At 42.4% G+C, this 22,923-nt stretch carries 18 protein-coding genes and 1 riboswitch; of the genes, 4 read left to right on the top strand and 14 right to left on the bottom strand.

The annotated features are described in order from the left end of the window. Window positions 1-53 precede the first annotated feature (53 nt). Genes I592_RS02130 through I592_RS20885 form a run of 4 tightly spaced genes read right to left on the bottom strand, consistent with a single transcriptional unit; the run spans window position 54 to window position 6,659 of the window. Entirely contained in the window at window positions 54-1,277 is a 1,224-nt protein-coding gene (locus I592_RS02130; RefSeq protein ID WP_010781876.1) for an amidohydrolase family protein, read from the bottom strand. 60 nt (window positions 1,278-1,337) lie between these two features. Further along, window positions 1,338-2,663, bottom strand: coding sequence for a citrate transporter (locus tag I592_RS02125; protein WP_371191122.1), 1,326 nt, complete (start codon window positions 2,661-2,663; stop codon window positions 1,338-1,340). A gap of 50 nt (window positions 2,664-2,713) precedes the next feature. After that, window positions 2,714-3,652, bottom strand: a complete 939-nt coding sequence (arcC, locus tag I592_RS02120) for a carbamate kinase (protein WP_010781878.1) — start codon at window positions 3,650-3,652, stop codon at window positions 2,714-2,716. A gap of 13 nt (window positions 3,653-3,665) precedes the next feature. After that, window positions 3,666-6,659: a bifunctional FdrA/YlbE family protein gene (locus I592_RS20885; RefSeq protein ID WP_010781879.1), complete on the bottom strand. Its 2,994-nt coding sequence runs from the start codon at window positions 6,657-6,659 to the stop codon at window positions 3,666-3,668. Window positions 6,660-6,779: 120 nt separating this feature from the next. Between I592_RS20885 and I592_RS02105 the strand changes: the two genes are divergently transcribed. Further along, window positions 6,780-8,372 carry a PucR family transcriptional regulator gene (locus I592_RS02105; protein ID WP_010781880.1) on the top strand — a complete coding sequence of 531 codons (1,593 nt, stop codon included), beginning with the start codon at window positions 6,780-6,782 and terminating at the stop codon, window positions 8,370-8,372. Next, window positions 8,344-9,156 carry an alpha/beta hydrolase gene (locus I592_RS02100; RefSeq protein ID WP_010781881.1) on the top strand — a complete coding sequence of 271 codons (813 nt, stop codon included), beginning with the start codon at window positions 8,344-8,346 and terminating at the stop codon, window positions 9,154-9,156. Before I592_RS02105 ends, I592_RS02100 begins: the two co-directional genes overlap by 29 nt. A 27-nt stretch (window positions 9,157-9,183) precedes the next feature. Here the strand turns inward: I592_RS02100 and truA are convergent, their stop codons facing one another. Further along, window positions 9,184-9,921, bottom strand: a complete 738-nt coding sequence (gene truA, locus I592_RS02095) for a tRNA pseudouridine(38-40) synthase TruA (protein ID WP_010781882.1) — start codon at window positions 9,919-9,921, stop codon at window positions 9,184-9,186. Between the two features lie 239 nt (window positions 9,922-10,160). Between truA and I592_RS02090 the strand changes: the two genes are divergently transcribed. Continuing rightward, on the top strand, window positions 10,161-11,012 hold the full coding sequence (locus I592_RS02090; RefSeq protein WP_010781883.1) for a MurR/RpiR family transcriptional regulator: 852 nt from the start codon (window positions 10,161-10,163) through the stop codon (window positions 11,010-11,012). A 45-nt stretch (window positions 11,013-11,057) separates the two neighbouring features. Here the strand turns inward: I592_RS02090 and I592_RS02085 are convergent, their stop codons facing one another. The 5 genes from I592_RS02085 to I592_RS02065 are packed head-to-tail and all read right to left on the bottom strand — an operon-like array spanning window position 11,058 to window position 17,487. Next, entirely contained in the window at window positions 11,058-11,942 is an 885-nt protein-coding gene (locus I592_RS02085) for an ROK family protein (RefSeq protein ID WP_010781884.1), read from the bottom strand. 41 nt (window positions 11,943-11,983) lie between these two features. Beyond that, window positions 11,984-12,619, bottom strand: a complete 636-nt coding sequence (locus tag I592_RS02080; RefSeq protein WP_010781885.1) for a hypothetical protein — start codon at window positions 12,617-12,619, stop codon at window positions 11,984-11,986. 12 nt (window positions 12,620-12,631) lie between these two features. Next, window positions 12,632-14,764, bottom strand: coding sequence for a hydantoinase/oxoprolinase family protein (locus tag I592_RS02075; protein ID WP_010781886.1), 2,133 nt, complete (start codon window positions 14,762-14,764; stop codon window positions 12,632-12,634). A gap of 22 nt (window positions 14,765-14,786) precedes the next feature. Continuing rightward, complete coding sequence (locus I592_RS02070) at window positions 14,787-16,067, bottom strand: hypothetical protein (protein ID WP_010781887.1); 1,281 nt, start codon at window positions 16,065-16,067, stop codon at window positions 14,787-14,789. Window positions 16,068-16,077: 10 nt separating this feature from the next. Further along, window positions 16,078-17,487 carry an FAD-dependent oxidoreductase gene (locus tag I592_RS02065; protein WP_244265145.1) on the bottom strand — a complete coding sequence of 470 codons (1,410 nt, stop codon included), beginning with the start codon at window positions 17,485-17,487 and terminating at the stop codon, window positions 16,078-16,080. Between the two features lie 121 nt (window positions 17,488-17,608). On the opposite strand from I592_RS02065, the gene I592_RS02060 reads away from it, so the two are divergent. Next, entirely contained in the window at window positions 17,609-18,547 is a 939-nt protein-coding gene (locus I592_RS02060) for an aldose epimerase family protein (protein WP_010781889.1), read from the top strand. Between the two features lie 136 nt (window positions 18,548-18,683). On the opposite strand, the gene eno is transcribed toward I592_RS02060, so the two are convergent. The 4 genes from eno to I592_RS02040 form a co-directional block, all read right to left on the bottom strand. Further along, entirely contained in the window at window positions 18,684-19,955 is a 1,272-nt protein-coding gene (gene eno, locus I592_RS02055; RefSeq protein WP_010781890.1) for a phosphopyruvate hydratase, read from the bottom strand. A gap of 165 nt (window positions 19,956-20,120) precedes the next feature. Beyond that, a riboswitch (Fluoride riboswitch) is annotated at window positions 20,121-20,187 on the bottom strand. 101 nt (window positions 20,188-20,288) lie between these two features. Then, on the bottom strand, window positions 20,289-20,798 hold the full coding sequence (locus tag I592_RS02050; RefSeq protein WP_010781891.1) for a DinB family protein: 510 nt from the start codon (window positions 20,796-20,798) through the stop codon (window positions 20,289-20,291). A 64-nt stretch (window positions 20,799-20,862) separates the two neighbouring features. Beyond that, window positions 20,863-21,213, bottom strand: coding sequence for a hypothetical protein (locus tag I592_RS02045; RefSeq protein WP_010781892.1), 351 nt, complete (start codon window positions 21,211-21,213; stop codon window positions 20,863-20,865). A gap of 4 nt (window positions 21,214-21,217) precedes the next feature. Further along, window positions 21,218-22,831 (bottom strand): FAD-dependent oxidoreductase, encoded by a 1,614-nt coding sequence (locus I592_RS02040; protein ID WP_044925998.1) that lies wholly within the window; start codon window positions 22,829-22,831, stop codon window positions 21,218-21,220. Between the last annotated feature and the right edge of the window lie 92 nt (window positions 22,832-22,923).

Raw genomic sequence — 22,923 nt, 5'->3', positions numbered from 1 at the left:
TTCTCAGATAATCCATAAAAAGGCAGAAGAAGCTTCTGCCTTTTCTCTCTATTCTACTCTACGATGGACACGTGGTGGTCTACTTTTACTGTCACACGACCATTTTTGATCACATACAATCTTTCTGGCACATCAATGATCGCATTGGCTTTTACTTTTGTATCCAATAAAATCAAATCGGCCTTTTTCCCGACACCGATCCCGTAATCCTTCAAACCTAATGCTTTCGCTGGATTTTCAGTGATCATCGGCAACACCGTCGGTAAATCATCCGCCCCGCCTAAATGTCCTACAGGGATCGCCAACATCGCGATTTGAATCAAGTCGCCATTGCCATACGGAGTAAACGCATTACGGATATTATTTGTTGCTAAACAAACATTGACACCCGCGTCGCGCAATTTACGAATCGGTGTCACCCCTCGACGAACATTGTATTCATCATTGCGTGCACCGAGATGAAGGTCTGTTGCCGGTAATGGCATCACATTGATCTTGGCTTTTGCCATCTTATCGATCACCCGATCCAACTGTTCCTTCGGCATCGCGTGCAATGCGGTCAAATGTCCTACCGAAACGCGTCCTTCATAGCCTTCCTCAAGGATCCTATCACAGAGATACTCGATTGAGGTGTCGTCCGCTTCATCTGCAAAATCCTGATGCAGATCAATGTCCTTGTCGTATTTCTTCGCGATCTCAAACACCAGATCAATATGCTCATTGGCAGGTGCATCGTTATAAGGAATTCCCCCTACCACGTCTGCCCCCATGTCCATTGCTTCATACATCATTTTTTCCGTTCCAGGAGCTTTGAAGATGCCTTCTTGAGGAAAGGCTACGACTTGCATATCGATCCGATCTTTGTATTCTTCTTTAAGCTTCATGATCATGTTGAAGCCCGTGAATCCTTGTGCCGGATCAAACTCTGAATGTGTTCTCACCGCTGTTGCACCACGGCGAATGATCATTTCCAACGCTTCTTTGGCACGTGTGTACACATCTTCTTCCGTAAACGTCGGCTTCAGCTTCGCCGTTACCTCGATCGCTTCTTTTAATGTTCCAGATTTGTTCGGTTCACGATCCGCGATCAATGCTTTGTCTAAATGGATATGGCTTTCCACCAATCCGGGAATCAGCACACGCCCCGCAGCTTCAATGACTTCTTTCGCTGTTCCGTTGATTTGCGGCGCAATTTCTGTGATTTTCCCATTCTCGATAGCGATATCCTGCAATTCTTCGTCATCAGCGAGTCTTGCCTGTTTGATTAATAAATCCATTTTCCCACTCCTTGTCTAATTAAGAATCTATTTTTATCTTTTTAAGTATCACTCTTCCCATTAACCAAAGATCAAGCCAATGACCAACAGTAAGACAGACGCCATGCTCAACCACTTGATATTGCCCTTTACGACATCCAGAATAGGAATCTGGAAGCCGGATGATAAGGCCTGCATCGTTATATTTACGAAACTCATTTGACTGCCCAAGCCTACGCCGATCGTCACAAAGCCTAAAGCCAACGGCGGGAATCCTAAGGATACGGCTACTGGCAGTACTAAGGTCAAGACGGACCCTACATACGCTCCTGCCGGTACCCCGATCAACACACCTGTCAGGATCGCCACAGGGACCACGACAAATTCTGGTGCGTTCTGAGCCACTCCGGCAATTACCGCAAAGGTGCCTGTTTGAGCGATCACGTTGATGAAGGCTAAGAAGATTCCCACTTGGAACAAGCGCGTCAAGATATACGTCGAGCCATCTACCATTGCTTCGACCGATTGGTTCATGGAAAAATCTGTACAAATAAATACTAACGCCAACGTCAAGACCATATAGACCAACGGCGTGAAGAGTGTAAAACCGATCAGCTCATTCACGATGGGTCCAAAGATGACTGCAAACAGTAAAAAGATCGCAGGCAACGTCAATTTGAACAATTCGCCATTTGTTTTTTTATCAAAGACATCATCGGCAGATTCTTTAAAACCGATCTTCCGACGTTTCGTTCCCCAAAAAGCCAAAATAATTGCCAGAACTACAAACAGCAACCAATAAGGACGCATCGTTGATACATAATCACTCACACTGACATCGCCTAATTTAGAGACGATACTTGATTCTAATGAAGCTGGAGACGTTGTAAATGACACGGCTGCTGAAAGCGACATTGCCGCGATCAACTCAGGTACGACACCGACTGCAGCAAATGCCAAGGGAGCAATAACCATGGCGCTTCCGCCGCCGATCCCCGACATATACGTTGCAGCCGCTAACAAGATGACAATAAAGGCAGAGACATATTCCACTTTTCCTTTTGTTCCGCGTTTCGCCAACGTCAATGCGGCAGAATAGCTTCCTGCCTTAAACACAGCCATGGCGATCGCTGAGTTGATGATTGGGACAGTGATGCTCAACATGGAAGGGATCGTCTCCAATAATTGAGCATTGGCATCGGCCAAGCTGATCCCTCCGATCACCATGGCTAAGACACCCGCAACCAACCCGGCAATGATCATATCTACTTTCAAAAACAGCAATACCAATACTAAGATCAACGGGACAATGACCAATAGGGCTTGAAAACCTGTCGGTGCAGTTACTTTATCCAAAGCCTCAGCAGCGTATGCGTTGATTCCTGATGTCGCGCCAATCAGCAACATCAATAAAAAGAACGTTATTTTTCGCTTCATCGCTATACTCCTCACATTTTTTATGAACAACTTATCCTTGTTCCATAACCATCTACGATATTGCTTAAATTCTCGATCGAGGTGATCACAGCTTCACGTTTTTTGCTTTCCTGAACAAAATCAATCGCCGATTCTACTTTAGGCAGCATACTTCCCGCTGGAAATTGATTTTCTTGGATGTAGCGCTTGGCTTCAGCGATCGTCAGCTTTTCTAATTTCTTTTGATTCGGTTGATTGTAGTTGATGTAAATATTATCAACTCCCGTCAAAATAATTAAACGATCTGCCTTGATTTCTTTTGCTAAATGGTTGGCAGACAAATCTTTATCAATGACCGCTTCGACCCCTTCGTATTCTCCCTGCTCGTTTTTGATCACGGGAATCCCGCCGCCACCAACACAGATCGTAATGATCCCTGCATCCACCAAAGACAAGATCGCTTCTTTTTCAACGATCCGCTTTGGTTTTGGTGACGCAATGACTTTGCGATACCCGCGCCCTGAATCCTCTTGATACGTGCCATCTCCAGCCGCCATTTTCTCGTCTGCTTCCGCCTTTGTATAAAACGGGCCGATGGGTTTCGTTGGTTCTTCGAAGGAAGGGTCTTTCGTGTCCACTTCTACTTGTGTGATGACACTAACGACAGATTTCTGAATGTTTCTCTTTTGCAATTCGTTTTGGACCGCTTGCTGAATCCAATAGCCGATACTGCCTTCTGTCATCGCCACATTGGAATCCAGCTTCATCATAGGGGTCTTTTCTGAGTCTCCCGCTTTTTGCTGGATCAGCAGATTCCCGACCTGTGGACCATTCCCATGGCAGATAACGACTTGTTCTCCTAATGCAATGAATTCGATAATATCTGACGCGACTTTGCGTACGACCTCCTTTTGTCCCTCGTCAGTTGGAATGGTATCTAAAATGGCATTTCCGCCTAAAGCTATCACATTTAATCCCATATATTTTTCCTTTCTATTCTGTTTTTATGCCGAAAGAGTGCGCATATTCCTCTAGCGCATTTTCGAAACAGGCCAAAGGTGCTCGAACTGTTCCCGCACCTATCTGTCCGATTCCGGCTTCCTTGTGAGCGATCCCTGTATTGATCAGCGGTGTGATCCCCGTTTCTACGACTTTGCGAATGTCGATCCCGAGACACGTTCCTCGGAAATCCCATGTCGGGATCGTCCATGCTGGGTTTTGTCCCACACAAATTTCTGCCATCTCATTTGAGATCGATAAGGCATCCTGGAACCCGCCTGCACCAACGAAACGAGTGACACCTGGAGCGGCCACCATAGCCATTCCGCCAACGCCGACTGTTTCAGTGATAGCACTGTCTCCCATATCCGGGTTTCCATCCTCTTCAGAAAAACCAGTAAAATACAAGCCTTTTGGCAGATTCACAGGTGCCGTGAACCATTGATCCTGTGTCTCGGCGATACGAACACCAAAATCAACCCCGTTTCTCGTAAGCGTGGTGACGATCGTCCCTTTCGCCTCTTTTCGTGCGCAGTCAACGATCGCTTTTCCCGCAGCCATCATGATGTTCAAGAAAAATTGATCCGTATCCGCCAAGAATTTCATGACCTCCTGCTTGTCCTTCTCATCCATCTCCAAACAAACGATCAAAGGAGCGACCTCCCTCAAGAAGTTCAATGATGCCGCAAAATTCCGTTGATGGAATTCATCTCCCATCGTGATCGAACGCGCGATCAAGACACTTAAATTCAATCCATTTTCGCTTTGCTTCAGAGCGCCTGACAAAGTCGGCCCCAACACATCCTTCATCCAATTCAGTCGATTTACCACCTCTTGGGAGAAGGCGCCGAAGCGCAAGACTTTTCCGATTCCTTCATTCATCGTGCAGTAGCCCTTTGAGCCATCCAAACGGTTTTCAACAACGAATACCGGCATATTGGCAGACGTGATACCGCCCATCGGACCGACCGCATGAACATGGTGGCAAGGAATAAAGCGAATCTCTCCTGCTTCTACTAATGCGAGGACTTCTTTTTCACTCTCAGCCCAACCTTCAAAAATTGCCGCACCGACGACAGAGCCTTTCATTGGACCCGTCATCGCCTCCCACGTGATAGGCGGTCCAGCATGTAGTAAGGTTTTTTGCACTTCATTTAATTCCGGGATCACATTTTTTGCTGGAACAACATCCGTCAAGAAAGGCTGTGCATTCTTGATTTTATCCATGACCTGTTGATTCTCTTTCTCGATCTTATCCGCGTGTTCTTCTAATGCATTCAAAATATGGATCATCTTTTTATTTCCACCAGCCCGTGGTTTCCAATTGAACTGGATCGACTTGCCATCAAAGGCTTGGATCGATTCATTGAAGCTTTGAAGACCGACATTGATCACCCGCGGCTTCGTATTCAGTAATTCTGCTACGCTTGGACTGGCATAGGGAATTTCGATAGTTTCTCCTTGATAAGGAACGACCGGCTTATCCGCCTCTGTTAATTCAATGCCTTTTAGACGCAAGGCAAGTTGCACGGCCTTGGCATTGCTTTCGGCAACCAATACGTGCTGCTCCTGTAATCGCTGAACCGCCTCGTGATAATTTTGCGGATCTTTGTCTGTCCCAACGACGGTCGCGACCACTTGAAGCTCAGGATTTAGTTCTTGTGCGTCCTTGATAGCAGGCAGTAATGCACCGACCATATCTTCATGGGCGCCATACCCCAATACGATATCTACTAATAGAATTCCCGTAGAGGAGTCTTGCGCATACTCTTTAATTTTCTTTACGCGTACTTCAGGGTCGATCATCGGATGAGGTTTTCCTTGAGTATAAATATCGTCGCCTAAATCAATGATGTCATAGCCCTGTGATTTCAGGATATAACCTTCTTCTTTGACCAGTCCTTCTAATCCCAACGCCTCTGAGATAAGCATGCCTGCCTCTGCGGCCAATGTTCCGCCAGAATACAAGCCTTTAATCACTTTTCCCTCTGGAACTGTTCGTTCTGGTGGCGTCACCGCTTCAAAATAATTGGCTTTCACGGAGGCATTGTTCGCGAGATCAACGGCAATTTTCGCCGTTTCTTCAAGTGTATGAGCGAGATAGACTTTTCCTTCATGAGCTTCCGGTTTTTCACCAAGGAAGATCGCGACAACTGGCTTCGTGATACTTTGTAAAAGCTGTACGACTTCATCACGCACTTCTTTTGCGGGCGGCTTAGAAATCACACAAATCACGTCTGTCGGTTCATGGTTTTCCAGAGCGACGATCGCATCCTTGACGGTAACCGCTCCCACTTTGTCGCTCAGATCGCGCCCGCCCGTTCCAATCGCATGGACGACCCCATTTCCTAAACGGTCAATGATCGTCGTCACCTCTTGAATCCCCGTTCCAGATGCCCCGACAACCCCAATATTTCCTGGTGCCACGACATTCGTGAATGCGATCGGGATACTCGAAAGAATACCTGTCCCACAATCTGGCCCCATCATCAACAGACCTCTTTCATGGGCCAATTGTTTTAATCGTACTTCCTCTTCAACCGGAATATTGTCTGTAAAAGAAAAGACGTGCAGGCCTTTTTTTAAGGCCGTCTCCATTTCCGCTGCCCCGTATTCACCAGGAATACTGAAAAGAGCCATATTGGCATCGGGCATGGCATCCAGCGCTTCCTGCCACGTCGTTGCGACTTGTGCTTGTTCCTCGCTCCCTTTTGAAGACAGATCTGATAAAAATTGTTCGACCTCAGGCAAGACTTGATCCATGATCGCCGCTTGGTCGCTTTCCACAACGATCATCAGATCGTTGGGTGAAGCCGTATTTGCCTCTTCCGTTAAAAGGTTTGTATTATTTAAAATGTCTTTATTTGCATTTGTTCCCATCATGATTTGACTCATCGTAACCGTCTCTAAGTCATTGATTCGATTCGTCAACAACATCAAATTGATCGAATCTTGATAATTGTTTTTTAAAATAACCGTATGTAACATTTTATTCCCTGCCTTTCTTCCAACATCTTCATTTTAAATCCAAAAGATTGCGTTTTCATCAGACGATATTCTAAAATGAAACCATGCTTTTTATCCAAAAGAGGCAAAAAGGAGAATTCAATGAAATTAAAAGAATTACTGACTATAGGAGAGCTAAGAAATTGTAAGATTCTTACGAAGGAGATCGGTCTGGACAATGAAGTAGCGTCCGCGATGGTCTTGGAGGCACTCGACATCGAGCAATGGAGTAAAAGCAATCAATTGATCCTTACTTCCTTTTACGCCTTCAATGGTATTTCAGAAGCAGATTTGGAAGATTTCTTTTATAAAATGCAGAAAATCGGAGTAAGCGGCTTGGTCGTCAAAATGGATCGTTTGATCAAGATCATTCCTGAATGGGTCATTCAATTGTCCTTCAGCTATCAGATCCCACTGATCAAGATCGCACAAGACGTTAGCTATGAAAAAATCTTGCTGACCATTTACGAGCCATTATTAAACCATCAAACGCATGTATTGAGGACCTACTATGAAGTCCGCCAGCGATTCACACAATTGGAACGCCACCATCCTTCCCTACAGAAAATCATGGAAGAGTTTTACCTTCTTTTTCAGTCTCCCTGCAGCCTGAAAATGTTCGATCATCAATTGGAGATCACTTTTGGCGACGTTCCGAAAGCCCCCGTGGTCCTTGATCGGAAAAGCTTGTCGAGCGGTGAGTTCACTAAAAATGACTATACGCTGCTGACGCTTTTCTCTCAGGAACGCAGCCAAAATCAAACGGCGTTAGAGATTAGCTTATTCAATCCCTACTCCAGCCATTGTTTGTTGCTGGTCTACTTAGAGCAGCCTGAGGTCAAGGAGACAGACTTGGTGATCATTGAGAATACGATCGATGTTCTGCAAGAACGATTCAATACAGAATACTTACTAAAAAAGGAACGCTATGAACGGTTGAACAATCTCGCAGATGCCATCTTACAAAATACACCAAATAATCCAGATGAGCTGGAAAGTTTGCTGCAAGAAGCGTCTATGAACCACCATCGTTACTATCAAGCAGTCGCTTTTTCAACCAAAGAGTCCAGCATGAAATTATTGAAAGACAAGACACTCAATCTATTGAAGAGGCTAAAATCCGATTCGATCTTTTTTGACCACCACAATTATTCTCTGATTCTCTTTAACTTTGATCAAAAAAATGAAATTTCAAAAGCCAGCGTAAAACGATTGCTTGCAGAAATCCTTGAGCTTCAGCCGACGACGACGTTTGTTATCAGCAGTTTGAAAGAAAGAAATGACTTAAAAGAAATTTTGATGGAGTGTTTGGACATCTTACGATTCAGTGAGGAATTTTATCAAGACACGGTAGTCAGTCTAGCGGACATCGGCATTTTTCGACACTTTGTGCGTACGGAGCAGCTCCAAGCCATCGACGAAATCGTCCCTGAAAATCTGCTGCATTTATCCCAATCAAATTTCGAACTTTTCGAAACGTTTTATCAATTTTTACGCAACAATCGAAACTATAAGCAAACCGCAGAAGCGATGTTTCTTCATTCAAAAACGATCCGTTACCGTTTAAATAAAATCGAACACCTTTTGGCGATCGACCTAACCGATCCGCTCCAAGTAATGAACCATGAAGTAGGAACATATATTATAAAGATGAGGAAAAACGCCCATGAAAAAAAGCACACACTCGACACCTAATGGAACCATCGACCTGTATGAATCTCCAGAAAACAATCGCTTTGTTCTTTATCTCCACGGAGGCGGACTGGTCTATGGATCAAAAAGCGATCTCCCTACGGACCTAAAAACACGCTTTTTGACTAAAGGCTACTCCGTGATTGCCTTAGATTATCCATTGGCACCCAATCATTCATTGAAAGAAATCCTTGAGGCGCTAGAGAAAACAGTCAGCTACCTGCTGGATACGATCATAAAAGACCGACCCTTTGGTGTCTGCGGCCGCTCTGCCGGTAGTTTTCTGATGCTTCATCTAACGAAAAACTTACAAAAAGCCCATGTATCGCCACATTTCTTAGTCAATTTTTACGGCTACACGGACCTGCAATTTATCGATGACCCTCGCGAGTTGATTCCACAAAAAATCGAAGCCAAACAAATCGAAGGAATCGACTTAAAGAGTCCTATCCAAGATGACCCTTCGCTGTCTCGTTACCTGCTCTATCATTATGCGGTCCAGCAGCACTTGCTTCCAGAATACTATGGCATAGAGACATTGGCTGAGTTTGCATTAACAAAAGAAGCACTAGATCATTTCCCAAGGACATTCAGTACGGCCAGCACTTCGGACAAAGAAATTCCTTTTCGCTACAGCAAATCTCTCGCTCGCAGCATCCCGAACAGCCGATTTGTTCCCCTGTATTACTTGGACCACGATTTCCTGAAGAACATAGAAAAGCCCGAGGTACAGCGCCTGTTGGATACGTTGGAGGAGTGGTTGGAGGAACAAAAAAAGCAGGTGTGAACACTCACTGTTCACACCTGCTTCGTCTTAATAAAATACTTCATCTAAAAACAGTCCTTGCGCCGGTGCAGTCTCCCCCGCAGCTTCTCGAACTTTGTTTTCTAATACGTCATCGATCACGGTGACTGGCAATTTTCCTAAACCAATCTCTAAGATAGTTCCCATCAAGATACGGACCATCTTATGTAAAAAACCGTTACCGACAAACGTGAATCGCAGCATACTCCCTTCACGTTCGATTGAAATTTTTTCAATCGTTCGTGTCGTTGATTTTTTCGATTTCTTCAATGCAGAAAAACCGATAAAGTCATGCTTGCCGATCAGCTTCTCGCAGGCTTCATTCATCTTCTCCATGTCTAATTTATCAGGCACGTAAAAGCTGTGATAGCGTTCAAAGGCGGTTGGAATCGGATCATTCCAAACATAATAGCTGTACTGCTTGCCCTTCACATTATAACGAGCATGGAAGCGTTCCGGCATCTCTTCCACCTTCTTCACGACGATGTCACTTGGCAGATAACGATTAAAGAACGTCAGCATTTCATTCCGCGCCATTTCCGAGTTCGTTTTAAAATTCGCGACTTGCCCATGGGCATGAGCCCCCGCGTCGGTTCGGCCAGAGCCAATAATCTCGATTTTCTCGCCAGTCATTTGCGCGATCACACTTTCGATCTTCCCTTGGATCGTCTTTTCTGAATCCCCTAAACGCTGCCAGCCCAGGTAACGTTTGCCATCGTATTCGATGGTTAATTTAATATTTCGCATAGGATGATATCCTCCTCTATAGTTTCCACTGACTCACTGTACCACAGAAGTCTGAGATGCTCTAGTGGCAGAAATGTAGTATCACCTGATAGACTCAGTAAAATATAGTTATATTAATCCTGTCCATCTATATATTATATGCAATTCTTTTTTATTAAATTTAGAAAAAAAACTTAAGTTAACTAACTACTCAGTACTTAGTTTTATTGATATAATGGGGAAAGAAACGAGGAGATGACATGCAATCCGCTGTATTATTAAAAATAAAATCATTAGAATCAAGTTTTACTTCTAGTGAACACGAGATCAGTAAATTTGTAATTGAAAATCCTGAATATGTTATTTCAAATACCATCACAAATTTAGCCAAAAAAACCGATACTTCGGAAGCAAGCATTAATCGCTTCAGTAAAAAAATTGGTTTTAAAGGGTTCAATAAATTTAAGATCGCATTAGCTCAAAGTATGACTCACTTGGAAGATCAAGAAAAGTCTTTCGATGAATCGAACTTGATTGAGTACGTAACGCTTGATTATAAGAAAATGTTAACGAATACATGCGCGATGTTGGATGCTCAAAATATTGAAGATGCTGCGTCAATGATCACGCTCAATCGTAAAGTATTTATTTTATCAATCTATAATACTTCTTTTGTCAGCAAAGAATTTGCCTTCAAATTGCGGCAATTAGGTATGGAAGTTACTACCTTAAAAGAGAACCTAGAAACCCAATTGGCGATTGAAAATATGAGCAGCGATTCGGTCCTAATCGCCGTTGTCCCTTCAGTGATAACCAAAGATATTATTCCTTTCTTAACGAAAATTAAGCGAAAAGATGTAAAAACCATTTTGATTTCAAGTAATGACAATCCGAAAGTCAGTGATATGATTGATATCAAATTCATTATTCCAGACCATATGTCCGCGAATAATTCGCTCGTACTGACAAACTCTGTCATGATCTCTTTGGTTTTCGATATTATTTTCGCAACAATTTTACGAGACAATCGGGGACTACGTCAGCGAAAACTAAGCAGCGATACGATTATCAATTCCTATGAATCTGCTGATTCTGCTATTTACGAGTGGTAATAAAAATACTCAATCAACCGTTTAACGTTGATTGAGTATTTTTATTTAATTGGATTTAGTCAGTACTTTTTGTGCCAATGCGAAATTCCCGACTGTAGCACTAGTGTTATCTTGAAAAGCTGAAGTAACAATGAAATCATCTAATTCTGGGACAGAAACATAACCCGCATTAATCATTACAAATTGTTCGCGTGCCAATTCCATCAATCCTTCATTGATGACTCCCCCTCCAAAAATAATTTTTTCTGGTGCAAAATTTACTCGTAGATTATAAGCTAATTGCGCTAAATAATTAGCTTCAATCGACCAGACAGGATGATCTTGCGGAAGCATTTCACCACGGACCCCCGTTCGTTTTTCAATACTTGGGCCAGCCGCAACTCCTTCAAAACAACTTCCACCATGATAAGGACACACACCCGAAAAATCTACATCATTCTTATGTCGATGAACATACCCATGGCCTATTTCTAAGTGCGTCGTTCCACCAACAAATTGGTCATTTTGGATCACACCAGCTCCGATTCCGGTTCCAACCGTGATATATACGCAAGAGTTCACATTTTTAGCATCCCCCATTGTAAATTCTCCATAAGCGCTCGAGTTCACATCAGTTGTTAGAAATATTGGACCTGAAAACCATTCTTTTACTGCTTGGATAAAGTTAAACCCTTGCCAAGCCTTTTTTGGCGAAGCCAAAATTTTACCATAAGTTGATGACGTTGAGTCAATATCTACTGGACCAAATGTTCCGATGCCCAATGCATCTACTGGGTAATAGCTAAAAAAATCTTTTACTTGCTCCATAGTCTCTCTTGGTTCCATGGTTGAAAAAGTGTTTGTTTCAAGAATCTTAAGTTGTTCATTACCTACAGCACAAACAAATTTTGTTCCACCTGCTTCAATACTTCCAAATCTTTTTTGTGACATCTAATCTTCCTTTCGAAACAAATGGCTAGACACTTACGCATCTAGCCGATTACTTGCTTTCTAATTAATGCTTTAAATTGATCATGTTCTTCTTCAATATCCTGTAGAGTTATCTGGTTTGTCTTCAAGAGGTATTGATAGTCATAAAAACTTGGTAAATGGCTTAAATTTAACAAATATTTTGCAAAAGCATTCGCTGCTATTTCACTTGTTCGACGAATATGCGCTTTTCGAGAAATTCCTAAAATTTTTGCACTTTCGATCGGTGCAAATTGATCATAGACATGGGTTCTACCTTTTTCTTCTAAATAATGAAAATATTCATGGGATAAAATAATTCGCTTCATTTCTTTTAATCCCAAATGGTTTGCTTCAGCCAATTGAACAATGGATTTTTCATACAAGTAAACAAGATGGTTTCCTTTTCGATCCGATTCAAATTGCGCGCGCATCTGAACCTTATAGAAAACGCCGTCATGTTTTTCTTCTTTTATTTCGATTTCATTGTCCTCGTAAAGTGCAAAAATATCCTTTGACTTTGATTTTGAAGCAAAACTTTTGCCAATTGCCAAAGATTTCTCAAGATAATGCCAAAGATCCTCTGATGGTATCTTATGGAATAGCATATCCTGCTTCAATTCCAAATAAGCTAAAAATTCGTCCGAAAAATAATCCATTATTGCTCCTTTTTATTTGTATGCTACCGCTATGACTTCCTCATTATTATCCAAATTTTCTGTCTCAACATCCATGATTGATGTTAATTGTTCTAATGTTTGCATTCCAGTCAAGTCTAACATTTTTTCTCTAAAGAACAAGAATACTTTCGGAATCGTTGCATTGGCATCTGAATAAATTGTATATTCATCAATAAAAGAAAGAAACTCTTTGTCTGATTGATTTTTAGGAAATTTGAAATAGTGAGCATTACTATGTTTGAAACGAACAACGCCTTCACGGTCAACTACACAAACATTCGTCCGTTTACTTTTAAAGAAAAGTTTCTTCTTGATGATTGTCGCATCCATCAAGTTCCAACGGCCTACCTTTCCTGCACATTTGATGCTATTCGTGTCAAGTCCCAGTGCTTCCGAAGTAATTGTCTTTAATTGATCCTCATTAACATCTGAAGCGCCTAAACTTTTCTGGCGAAGCTCTGTTGCTCCGGTCGCTACTGCACGAACAATATTACGTTGAGTATCAATCTCGATATTGACTTCAACCGTTTCTTCGTTTGCACCCGATTGAATGATTTTTTCGATAACATCTGCCCGAATCTTCTTAATATCATTTTCGCTTGGATTCGTGATAGATCGCTCGATTTGCTCGCGAACCATCGCTAAAGCGACTCCGATTGTTGAAATATAAGGTGCGTTTTTAGCTAACTTCCATTTATAGTCATAATATTCTGCTAACGCTGGTACGACGATTGCACCAGATCCTCCGCCGCCGACTAGTGTAATGAAATTGCGATCCATCTCGTATTCGTCAATCAAATCATTAATGACTGGTTCTAGTTTTTCCATTGCAAAATTCATGACTTCTTTTGCCACTTCTTCAGCAGATTTTCCAAGATAAGCTCCTAATGCATCCCACGCTTTTTTATTTGCTTCAGCATTTCCTTGGGCGTAATCTCCCTCCGGTACGTAACTTAATAAATTCGCTGCGCCTGCTAATGTATAAGAATATGCATTTGTGCCGGTACCCTGAACGATGACATATTCATTCGGATCGCCGTCACGAGGAGATACAAACTCGATTGTTGGATTATCTAAATTTTCCACGTCAGTAAAGCATTCATATTCTAGACCAGCGATATGGGCACTACGCGGACCAACATCAACGATTTTTTTGTCTTTCACACGGATCATACTTCCACCCGCAACAGCTAATGTACGAACATCCAATGAACGAAGGTACGTTTTATGACCGCCGACCTGGGCGTATTTAATCATTACTTTCCCATTCTTGATGACAGAGATATCGACACTGGTTCCACCGACTTCAAAAAAGATTCCATCGCTGACTTTTTCATACATCAATGCACCCGCAACACCAGCAGCTAATCCTGATAACATCGTTAAAATAGGCCGTTGGCGCACTTCATTGATGCTCATAACTCCACCATCACAACGCATGATCATTAAACCAGACTGAATTTTAGTATCCAATACTGCCGATTCTGTCATATTTGCCGTTTGCATCATTTTCGGAATCAATGACGCATTCACCACCGCTGTTCGCGTCCGCATTTTCAATCCATAAAGCTGGGAAATTTCGTGCCCACCCGTAGCAAATAACTCTTCTTGCTGTGCCTTTTCGATTACCTTTGTTTCATTTTCGGGATCATCCACAGAATATGCTTCACTGGCAACAATCACCTGACAGTCTTTATTGATTAATTCATGAATATTTTTTTCAACTTCTTGTTCTGTTAATTTCGATGAATCAATGAAAACATGTTCAGAATGCAAATATTTATTGGGAGCTAACTCAATATGCTCGATTGATGTTTCTTTTTTTGCGGTACGAGCGTCCATTCCAGTTCCCATACCCACAATACCGACTTTTGCTACATCACCTTCAAGTAATGCATTTGTAGCTTGAGTTGTTCCGTGGGCAATGAAAATCACATCTTCCGGAGCGATATTGTTTTCAGTCAGAAGTTTTTGGATGATTTTAACGATCCCTCTGGCTACACCATCTTCGTGAGTAGTTGGGATTTTTAATTTTGCAATCACTTCATAAGTTTCATTATCGATTGCCACTGCATCAGTGAAAGTACCACCGACATCAATTCCAATCCTTACTTTTTTTCCCATTTTTGTTTACCTCAATCTCTAATTAATATAGGAAGAACGAAGCAACAACCAAACCGAGGAAGGTTGAAACTGCTACCCAGCCAATTGTTTTCTTCATTACTTCATTAACATCTGTTTTAATAAAATCGGACACCCAAACATTATGCGAGTTGGTTGGGTCGCAGACTGCTTGAACATTACTATCTAATCGTAAAGCTACCATCGCTGCGATTGGATTCATCCCACCTGCAACTAATAGGGAAATGATGCCGCTTCCTAATCCCCAAACATTTAACGGACCACGATAAATTGCTAAAGGTGAAAGTAGTCCAAAAATCAGAACAAACATCAATTGATTTTTAGGGATCATCATAGAGATTGCTGGTTGTAAAATTGTTGATACCTCTGCAGACATTACAGCATTTAGCAGCATTCCAATACCAATCATCAAACCAGCAGCACCAGCAACCTCTTGTATTCCTTCAACAAAGGCACTACTTACGACATGAATCGGATTTTTTGGTGTACTCAAGATCAAAGTGACGAAAATTCCAACAATAATTGCAGCTACCAATGGAACTTGGAAAGCAAAAACTAGAACAACTGGAATGATCGGCGAGATCAAAGCAATACTGCGAACTTGACCATTTCTTCCTTGCTTAGTAGGCATCGCCCAAGCTTTGCGACGCTTTCCGCTGAATTTTACATAATAGACAATCATAATTACTGAGACGAGGATCAACGGTAGTCCGACCATCCATGAATACGAAGTAACTTCACTTAAATTCAAACCTAGTACGTCGATATAAACAGCTAATGTTGATACAGAGAATGTTACACCAATGCCATTTGACAGTAGTAAGATAATTCCACTGACCATTGGCGAAAGACCTGCTGATATCATAATCGGGACAATAATTGTACCAACTAAAATCACCATACCTAATCCATTGCTTGCTGCAAAAATTACAGAACAAACCGCTAAGAAGGATAAGGCAATTGGTAGTGCTCGATCCCCAGCCATTTCTGCCGCTTTTTTTATAATTGTCTCAGTGACCCCAACTTTAGATAATACTTTTCCGAACAATGATCCAAAAATCAAACCTGAAATTGCAGTCGACATTCTCATCGACCCAGCTTCTAAAACATCTTTCACAATTGTGAATTGTTCTGGGTCTTTTGATATCACTGTGATTCCCGCAATTAAAGAAATCGCGATAGCCATTATTGGCAATGCTAGAATCGTCGGGACCTTTCTTGTCATCATCAAACCAACTAAAATAAAAAATACTAACAATATTCCCACTAACTGTACCGTTGCCATTTTTTTCCTCCTAGATTTCGATAAAGCTCTTTTGCTCAATCAATTTATTTTGTAAAACTTTAATATCAATATTTCCAGTTGCTTCATTTTTTGATGCAGCCAATGCTGCTGCTGTTCCGGCTGCTTGTCCCAATGCGGTCATCGTTGGTGTCGTACGTATTGCTGCTTGAGCTTCAAAAGAAGCTGAGACACAACGTCCTGTTACAATCAGGTTGCTGATTTCATTCGTAATCATTATTTCATAAGGAATGCGATAATAGCTGTCGAATACAGTTTTATCAAATTTTTCATGCGCGACTTCTTCGGTCTGATTAGCGTGTACGGAGACAGTACCTTCCCCTTTCGGATTATGAATATCAATTGGATACCCTGAGTGGGCGATCGTAGATTTAAATGGTTTATTTTCCAAAACATCCTGATTCGTCAGCGTATATTTTCCTTTGATCTGCCTTGTTCCGCGAACACCAACACTTGGTCCACTATAAGCAATTTTCGCGTTTTCAAAACCGGGGACTGATTCAACTAAGAAGTGGTATAATTCCTCGCATTGCTTGCGTCCAATCATCTCTGCTCGGGTCAACCCCTCTGCAGATACACCGCTTTCATTAATGATCCGTGATGTGTTCATAATAAACTCTCCCGGTACATTGGTTTCAAAGAAAAGAATATCCTCTCTCGGAATGCTGATTCGACCCTCTTCTTTAGCTTTTCTAAATTCATCATCAAAACCGACGAAAGATAGAATCTCTGTATTCTTCATAACATCTAAATCTCTATTTAGCCGTGGAAACTTGTCTGGATCATTTAACACAGCCTTACGAAGCTTTTGTTTATCAACACCGTAAACCTTAAGATTCATCGTCATCGGTTGCATCGCATTGTCTGTTTCTCGCCCTAATTGGAATGGAACTTCTGACATTACGGCTAGATCTCCGTCTCCTGTTGCATCAATAAATACTTTACTGGAAATTTGTCTGATCCCATCTTTATTCACGATCGAAATGTTCTTGATTGCTCCAGCTTCTTTGTCTAACCCGATTAAGTAGGTATGGAATAAAACATCTGCCCCTGCTTCACTGACCATTTCATCTAAAACAATTTTCAATCCCTCAGCTGAAAATGGCGTTACATAAGAAATATAATTTGTTGAATCCAAGACATGACCTGGAGAATAGCCACGTTCGACTAATCGTTCAACCATTTCTTGTCCCAATCCTAAAATAACTTGTTTATCTCCAGCAAAGTATGTCATCATCGGACCAACCCCGTTTGCTGTCAAGGTTCCTCCAAAGTAACCATTTTGATCAATAATCAATGTCTTTGCACCGTTTCTTGCAGCTGCGATAGCGGCAAATGCTCCAGACATTCCTCCACCAGCTACTACTACATCATAATTTTCCTTCAAAATATTTGAATCCAAAATAATTGCAACCCCTTTCTGTTTGCGTTTACAAAAACAATAATACATCATTTCCAAAAAGTGTCAATACTTATGGAAATTTTTTTCAGATGAAGTTATACTAACTTAAAGGAGGTATCTTATGTTTCAATTATCCTATGATTACATTGATAAAGAAGTAATTTTCACAAAAATTTCACTAAAAAAAGAGTTAGAAGTAACATTTTCAAATCTTGGTGCTTCTGTTTTCGAAATTATATTTTCAGATAATAGCAATAATATGGAAAATATTTTAGTAGCCCCACCAATAGATATTTGGTTAGCTGAAAGAACATTCGCCGGCAGTATTGTCGGACCTCTAGCTGGACGATACGAAGTAGGAAACACTACTCTCGAAAAGAATCGACCCCCTCTTCATTTTCACGGAGGTTCTGATGGATGGGACAAGATGATTTGGAAACAAACAGTTACAGAAAACAATGATTCCGTCAAAATTTCCTTTAGTCATTCGACATCTCTTTATGATTCTTCCGTTATTTACACTATTGATGATAATTGTCGTTTAATTATGGAAATTTTCGTTAACCCTAAAGATACAACTTACCTCAATCCAACAAATCACATGTATTTCAATTTGAATGGTTCCACTCTCTCACCTGTAACAGATCATTTTTTTCAAATTGAATCAGATTCAATTTTTTGCGAGGAGAATAGCTTGATTCAATCTCCTATTCCTGTAGGCGTTCCCAAACATTTAAACTTTCAGCAAATTAACCGCCTAGACTCATTACAGAATTTTGGCGGTATCAATCATACTTACGAGCTTACTGGTGAGCATTCCGGAGTTTTGAGTCACCCCACAAATGGTCGACAAATCTCTTTTACAACTTCTCTACCAAGTATCGTCGTTTATACATTCAATGTTACACAAAGAACTTTCTCAATTAATAATCAACCTTATCCTGTTTACAGTGGAATAACCCTTGAAGCACAATACCCTGCAAATAATTTGGATCTAGTAAAATTTGGCCCCGCACATCCTTATCATTCTAAGACAATATACAGTTTTTCAGTTATTTAAGTAAGATGAAAAATTATGAGAATGACTAACTATTCGCAAAAAAAAATAACAACGTATATTGGGAATTTTTTATTGATCCTAACAAAAAAATCCCGATCATCTGACTCGATGATCGGGCTTCTTCTCAGTTATTTTCTTAGTTTTTCGGGAAACGGGCTAGTTTTGCATAGCCTTCTAGTTCTTCTTCGATACGTAGGAATTGGTTGTATTTTTCAACCCGTTCGCTGCGGGCCATGGAGCCTGTTTTGATTTGTCCGGCATTCATCGCTACGGCGAAGTCCGCGATGAAGGTATCGCCTGTTTCGCCAGATCGGTGAGAGATCATGGTTGTGTAGGCGTTGGCGCGAGCCATCTTGATGGTTTCGATGGATTCTGAAACGGTACCGATTTGGTTTAGTTTGATCAAGATTGAGTTTGCAACATTCTTTTCGATTCCTTCTGCGAAGATCGCAGGGTTCGTAACGAAAATATCGTCACCGACTAATTGGATCGTATCCCCCATTGCTTCGGTCATCTGCTTGAAGCCGTCCCAGTCATGTTCTGAGAAGCCGTCTTCGATGGAGATGATTGCAGGGTATTTCTTCACGAGGTCTTGGTAATAGGTCAGCATCTCATCAGAAGACATCTCTTTGCCTTCGAAGGTGTATTTCTTTGTGTCGTCGCTGTAAAATTCGCTGGAGGCTGGGTCTAATGCGATGGCGATTTCTTCACCTGGAACATAGCCTGCTTCTTTGATGGCGCGGTATAACATGTCGATCGCCGCTTCCGTACTTGCCAATTTGGGTGCGAACCCGCCTTCGTCGCCGACGGCTGTTTCGTAGCCTTCTTTTGCAAGGACACCTTTCAAAGTGTGGTACGTATTAGCAATTTTTTCGACACCGTCACGGAAGCTTTCACGTTTTACTGGCGTGATCAAGAATTCTTGCACATCGATTCCTGAGTCAGCATGGACACCGCCGTTGATGACGTTGAAGAAGGGTTGCGGCAATTCTAGATCGACACCGCCCAGGTAACGATACAATGGAATTTTTTGGCTTTGAGCTGCTGCACGAGCAACGGCCATGGAAACACCAAGGATCGCATTTGCGCCTAAACGTCCTTTATTGGGTGTACCATCTAGATCGATCATTGCTTTGTCGATTTTTGCTTGGTCAAATGGAGACAAGCCTTTTAAGGCATCATTGATCTCAGTATTGACGTTTTTTACAGCTTTCATGACGCCTTTGCCCATTAGGTAGTCGCCGCCATCACGCAATTCAACGGCTTCGCGATCGCCTGTAGAAGCGCCGCTTGGTACTTCTGCGCGTCCTAAAGTACCGTCAGATAAAAGAACATCTGCCTCCACCGTTGGGTTTCCCCGTGAATCAAAAATTTCTCTTGCTTTTACTGTTTCAATTACGACTGTCATGTTTGTTTCCTCCTTGATTTTAACTACTCTATGTGTCCCGATAAAACCGTCTATTTCTGTGTTTTTACCCGTTCTATCCTGCTGGAGCCCGCAAAAAAAGCCTGTTACAAATGGAATACCTCTAAGAAATTCCAGCCATTTGGCTAAAGTCTTAGAACTATTTCACTTATAACAGGCGCCATCAGCTGATTGAGTCAGCGGTTAGGAGGGGAGCACCATCCCTCTTACCAAAAGAAGGATAGCACGCTTGATTTTATTTGGCAATCGAAAACCCTCGCTGTCATTTCCCAAATAAAAACAGCCCCTTCTTCACGAAAGAGCTGTTAGCCGTTCTTATTTACCAATTACTAATCGTCTTGTATACACAGCTTGACCCGAATGCATCACGGCATCATCGATCGCCGAGATGAGACGTACTTGCCGCGTGACTGGCGGGTCCCAATTGGTATCGATGACGTCATCCAGGCTGCGCTCATCCAGTGTCGTCAAATATTCCTGTGTGAAGGCGATACTGTCGGCTAGATAATCCAACACCAATTGCCGATCAGATACGACGACCTTTGCGGCTTCGTCAGGTGTATGGCGATAGTCTTCTGTGTCGTCCGGCAAATCCAAAGCAAATTTTTCAGACCAGCCTTTGCTTGTCCACAAGTATTCCGTCCCATTCATGTCGGAGATCTGCATATCTAGCTCTCGTGCCGTATGCCACATCAGCCAAACCACTGATTTGATCAATGGTGCAGGCATTGTGTTGGCTTCTTCTGTCGTCATCTGATCGAAAGTGTCTTCAAACCGTTCTTGCGCGCGATCCAGCATTTCCCTCGCAAATTGTGTATTGTCCATCACGTCTGCCTCCTCATTTGTAATACGCTACCTTCACTTTACTACGACGCATTTTTTAGAGCAACTATTCGGGGTTCGTATACAAATAAGCAAAATCTTTTTCCACTTGTTGGGCTTCTTTGCGGTCCTCAAAGCCAAAGCGGACTGCTTGTCCAGGCAGCTCAAGGATCAGCTCGCGGTCTTGCCGGCGAATCTCAAGCTGCTCTTTTGAAAAGAACGCATGAGTAAAGTCCCCTAGATCGAGGGCTGGTTGGATGACCATCACCCCGGCAGAATAAAAGACCACAGGAACATCTTTGGTTGATTCCAAGAGGGAGAAATTCATCAATTCTTCCTCTGTCAGCTTCGAGTCGACATACGCCTGCAACATTAAAAACTGCTGCGCTGGAGTGAAGAGCTCTTTGAATGCGTCCATCTTCTTACTCCTCGATCAAAATCGCTGGAATACCAAAGCCCGCCAAAATACGCGCGGAAGTATACGTATTCAAGCCTTTTCTAAACGTAATATATACCTTTTTGTCCCGAGGGATTTCATTGATCCGATCACGCAATTCGTTCATCGGAATATTTTTCGTGGCTTCGATACTGCCGGATTTAGCCTTGTCGGGTTCGCGAATGTCCAAGAAGAAGGCAGTTGCCAGATCTTCTGCTGGGATATCGGAGGCCTTGACCGTTTCAACAATATTCGTCATTTGATTGATCGCCACGTATCCCGCAATGTTCAATGGGTCGCGGGTGGTTGAATAAGGCGGTGAATAAGGCAATTCCAGATCTGGTAAATCAAAGACCGTCAGATTTCCAGTGATCGCCACTGACAATTCACCCATACGCTTGTCAACGCCCTTTTCACCCACTGCTTGCCCGCCTAAAATTTTCCCGCTTGTCGCGTCGAAAATGATCTTCAGATTCAGTCGCGTCGCACCTGGGTAGAAATAGGCATGATCAAAGGGCGTTACAAAAACTGATTTGTAGTTGGTCACGCCCGCAGCCTTCAACGCATGCTCCGTCATTCCAGCATAGCTTGCAGTAAAATCAAAAATTTTCGCGACACCCGCACCGACATAGCCTCGGTAACGCATCGGTGTGCCGTTGATCATGTCCGCCAGCATATGGCCTTGGCGGTTTGCGGCGCTGGACAGCATACTTGAGGTGGCCAATCCAGTCACTACACTGGTCGTTTTGATGATGTCGCCGATGGCATAAATATCGGAAAGATTGGTCTCCAGCTGATCATTGACGATGATCTGTCCATCGTCGGACAACTCGATCCCTGCTGTTTTTGCGACTTCATTGTTTGGTGCGACCCCGGTAGCGAAGAGGATCATGTCTGGATCGATCGTCGTGCCATCAGATAAAACGACGTCTTTTCCGGATTGACGAATCTCTTCTACACGTGTTTCCAAGTGAACGTGCAACCCATTTTCGATCAATTTATCGTAGATCAAGTCTGCAATTTCTTCATCATAAGGAAAGGCGACCTGCGGCAATTGATCCACTAATGTCACGTCCATTCCGCGATGTTTGAAGTTTTCAGCTACTTCCAGTCCCATCACTCCAGCACCTAAAACCAGGACCTTTTTCGGATCATGAGCATCGATAAAGGTTTTGATCTCCGCTGCATTCGTTACGTTGCGTAAAACAAACCCGTTTTCTGCTTTGTTTGCGCCAATGATCGGCGGAAGCGTTGGACGCGCGCCTGCGGAAATAACCAATTTATCATAATTCGTAGTCGTTTCTTCTCCTGTTGCCAGGTCTTTAACGACCAATTGTTTCTTATCTGGATCAATAGCGGTCACTTCGTGTTTCGTGAAGACATCGATATTGTTTTTGACTTTTAATATTTCGGGTGTTCGCTCGATCAATGAATCCAAGTCTTCGATCACACCGCCTAGATAATAAGGCAGCGCACAACTGGCATATGAGATATGTTCTCCACGTTCATAAATAACGATCTCATGTTCTTCATTCAAACGGCGCAACCGTGTGGCAAAGGAAGGTCCGCCTGCTACTCCGCCGATTACTACAACTTTCATGACAAAATCCCCTTTTTTATTCATCCTATTTTCCGATAGTACTATTTTTTTTAGAAGTCCCGCAAAGAATTGTTCTTCTCACGAAAAAAGAT

Source organism: Enterococcus gilvus ATCC BAA-350 (genome assembly GCF_000407545.1).
Lineage (GTDB): Bacteria > Bacillota > Bacilli > Lactobacillales > Enterococcaceae > Enterococcus_A > Enterococcus_A gilvus.
Note: the sequence above shows the minus strand (reverse complement) of the source record. Positions and strands in the feature narration are given on the sequence as shown.

Coding starts and splice junctions, on each gene's coding strand:
- I592_RS02130 (WP_010781876.1), bottom strand. CDS start 1,277: ATGGATTTATTAATCAAACAGGCAAGACTCGCTGATGACGAAGAATTG.
- I592_RS02125 (WP_371191122.1), bottom strand. CDS start 2,663: ATGTTGCTGATTGGCGCGACATCAGGAATCAACGCATACGCTGCTGAG.
- arcC (WP_010781878.1), bottom strand. CDS start 3,652: ATGGGATTAAATGTGATAGCTTTAGGCGGAAATGCCATTTTAGATACC.
- I592_RS20885 (WP_010781879.1), bottom strand. CDS start 6,659: ATGTTACATACGGTTATTTTAAAAAACAATTATCAAGATTCGATCAAT.
- I592_RS02105 (WP_010781880.1), top strand. CDS start 6,780: ATGAAATTAAAAGAATTACTGACTATAGGAGAGCTAAGAAATTGTAAG.
- I592_RS02100 (WP_010781881.1), top strand. CDS start 8,344: ATGAAAAAAAGCACACACTCGACACCTAATGGAACCATCGACCTGTAT.
- truA (WP_010781882.1), bottom strand. CDS start 9,921: ATGCGAAATATTAAATTAACCATCGAATACGATGGCAAACGTTACCTG.
- I592_RS02090 (WP_010781883.1), top strand. CDS start 10,161: ATGCAATCCGCTGTATTATTAAAAATAAAATCATTAGAATCAAGTTTT.
- I592_RS02085 (WP_010781884.1), bottom strand. CDS start 11,942: ATGTCACAAAAAAGATTTGGAAGTATTGAAGCAGGTGGAACAAAATTT.
- I592_RS02080 (WP_010781885.1), bottom strand. CDS start 12,619: ATGGATTATTTTTCGGACGAATTTTTAGCTTATTTGGAATTGAAGCAG.
- I592_RS02075 (WP_010781886.1), bottom strand. CDS start 14,764: ATGGGAAAAAAAGTAAGGATTGGAATTGATGTCGGTGGTACTTTCACT.
- I592_RS02070 (WP_010781887.1), bottom strand. CDS start 16,067: ATGGCAACGGTACAGTTAGTGGGAATATTGTTAGTATTTTTTATTTTA.
- I592_RS02060 (WP_010781889.1), top strand. CDS start 17,609: ATGTTTCAATTATCCTATGATTACATTGATAAAGAAGTAATTTTCACA.
- eno (WP_010781890.1), bottom strand. CDS start 19,955: ATGACAGTCGTAATTGAAACAGTAAAAGCAAGAGAAATTTTTGATTCA.
- I592_RS02050 (WP_010781891.1), bottom strand. CDS start 20,798: ATGGACAATACACAATTTGCGAGGGAAATGCTGGATCGCGCGCAAGAA.
- I592_RS02045 (WP_010781892.1), bottom strand. CDS start 21,213: ATGGACGCATTCAAAGAGCTCTTCACTCCAGCGCAGCAGTTTTTAATG.
- I592_RS02040 (WP_044925998.1), bottom strand. CDS start 22,831: ATGAAAGTTGTAGTAATCGGCGGAGTAGCAGGCGGACCTTCCTTTGCC.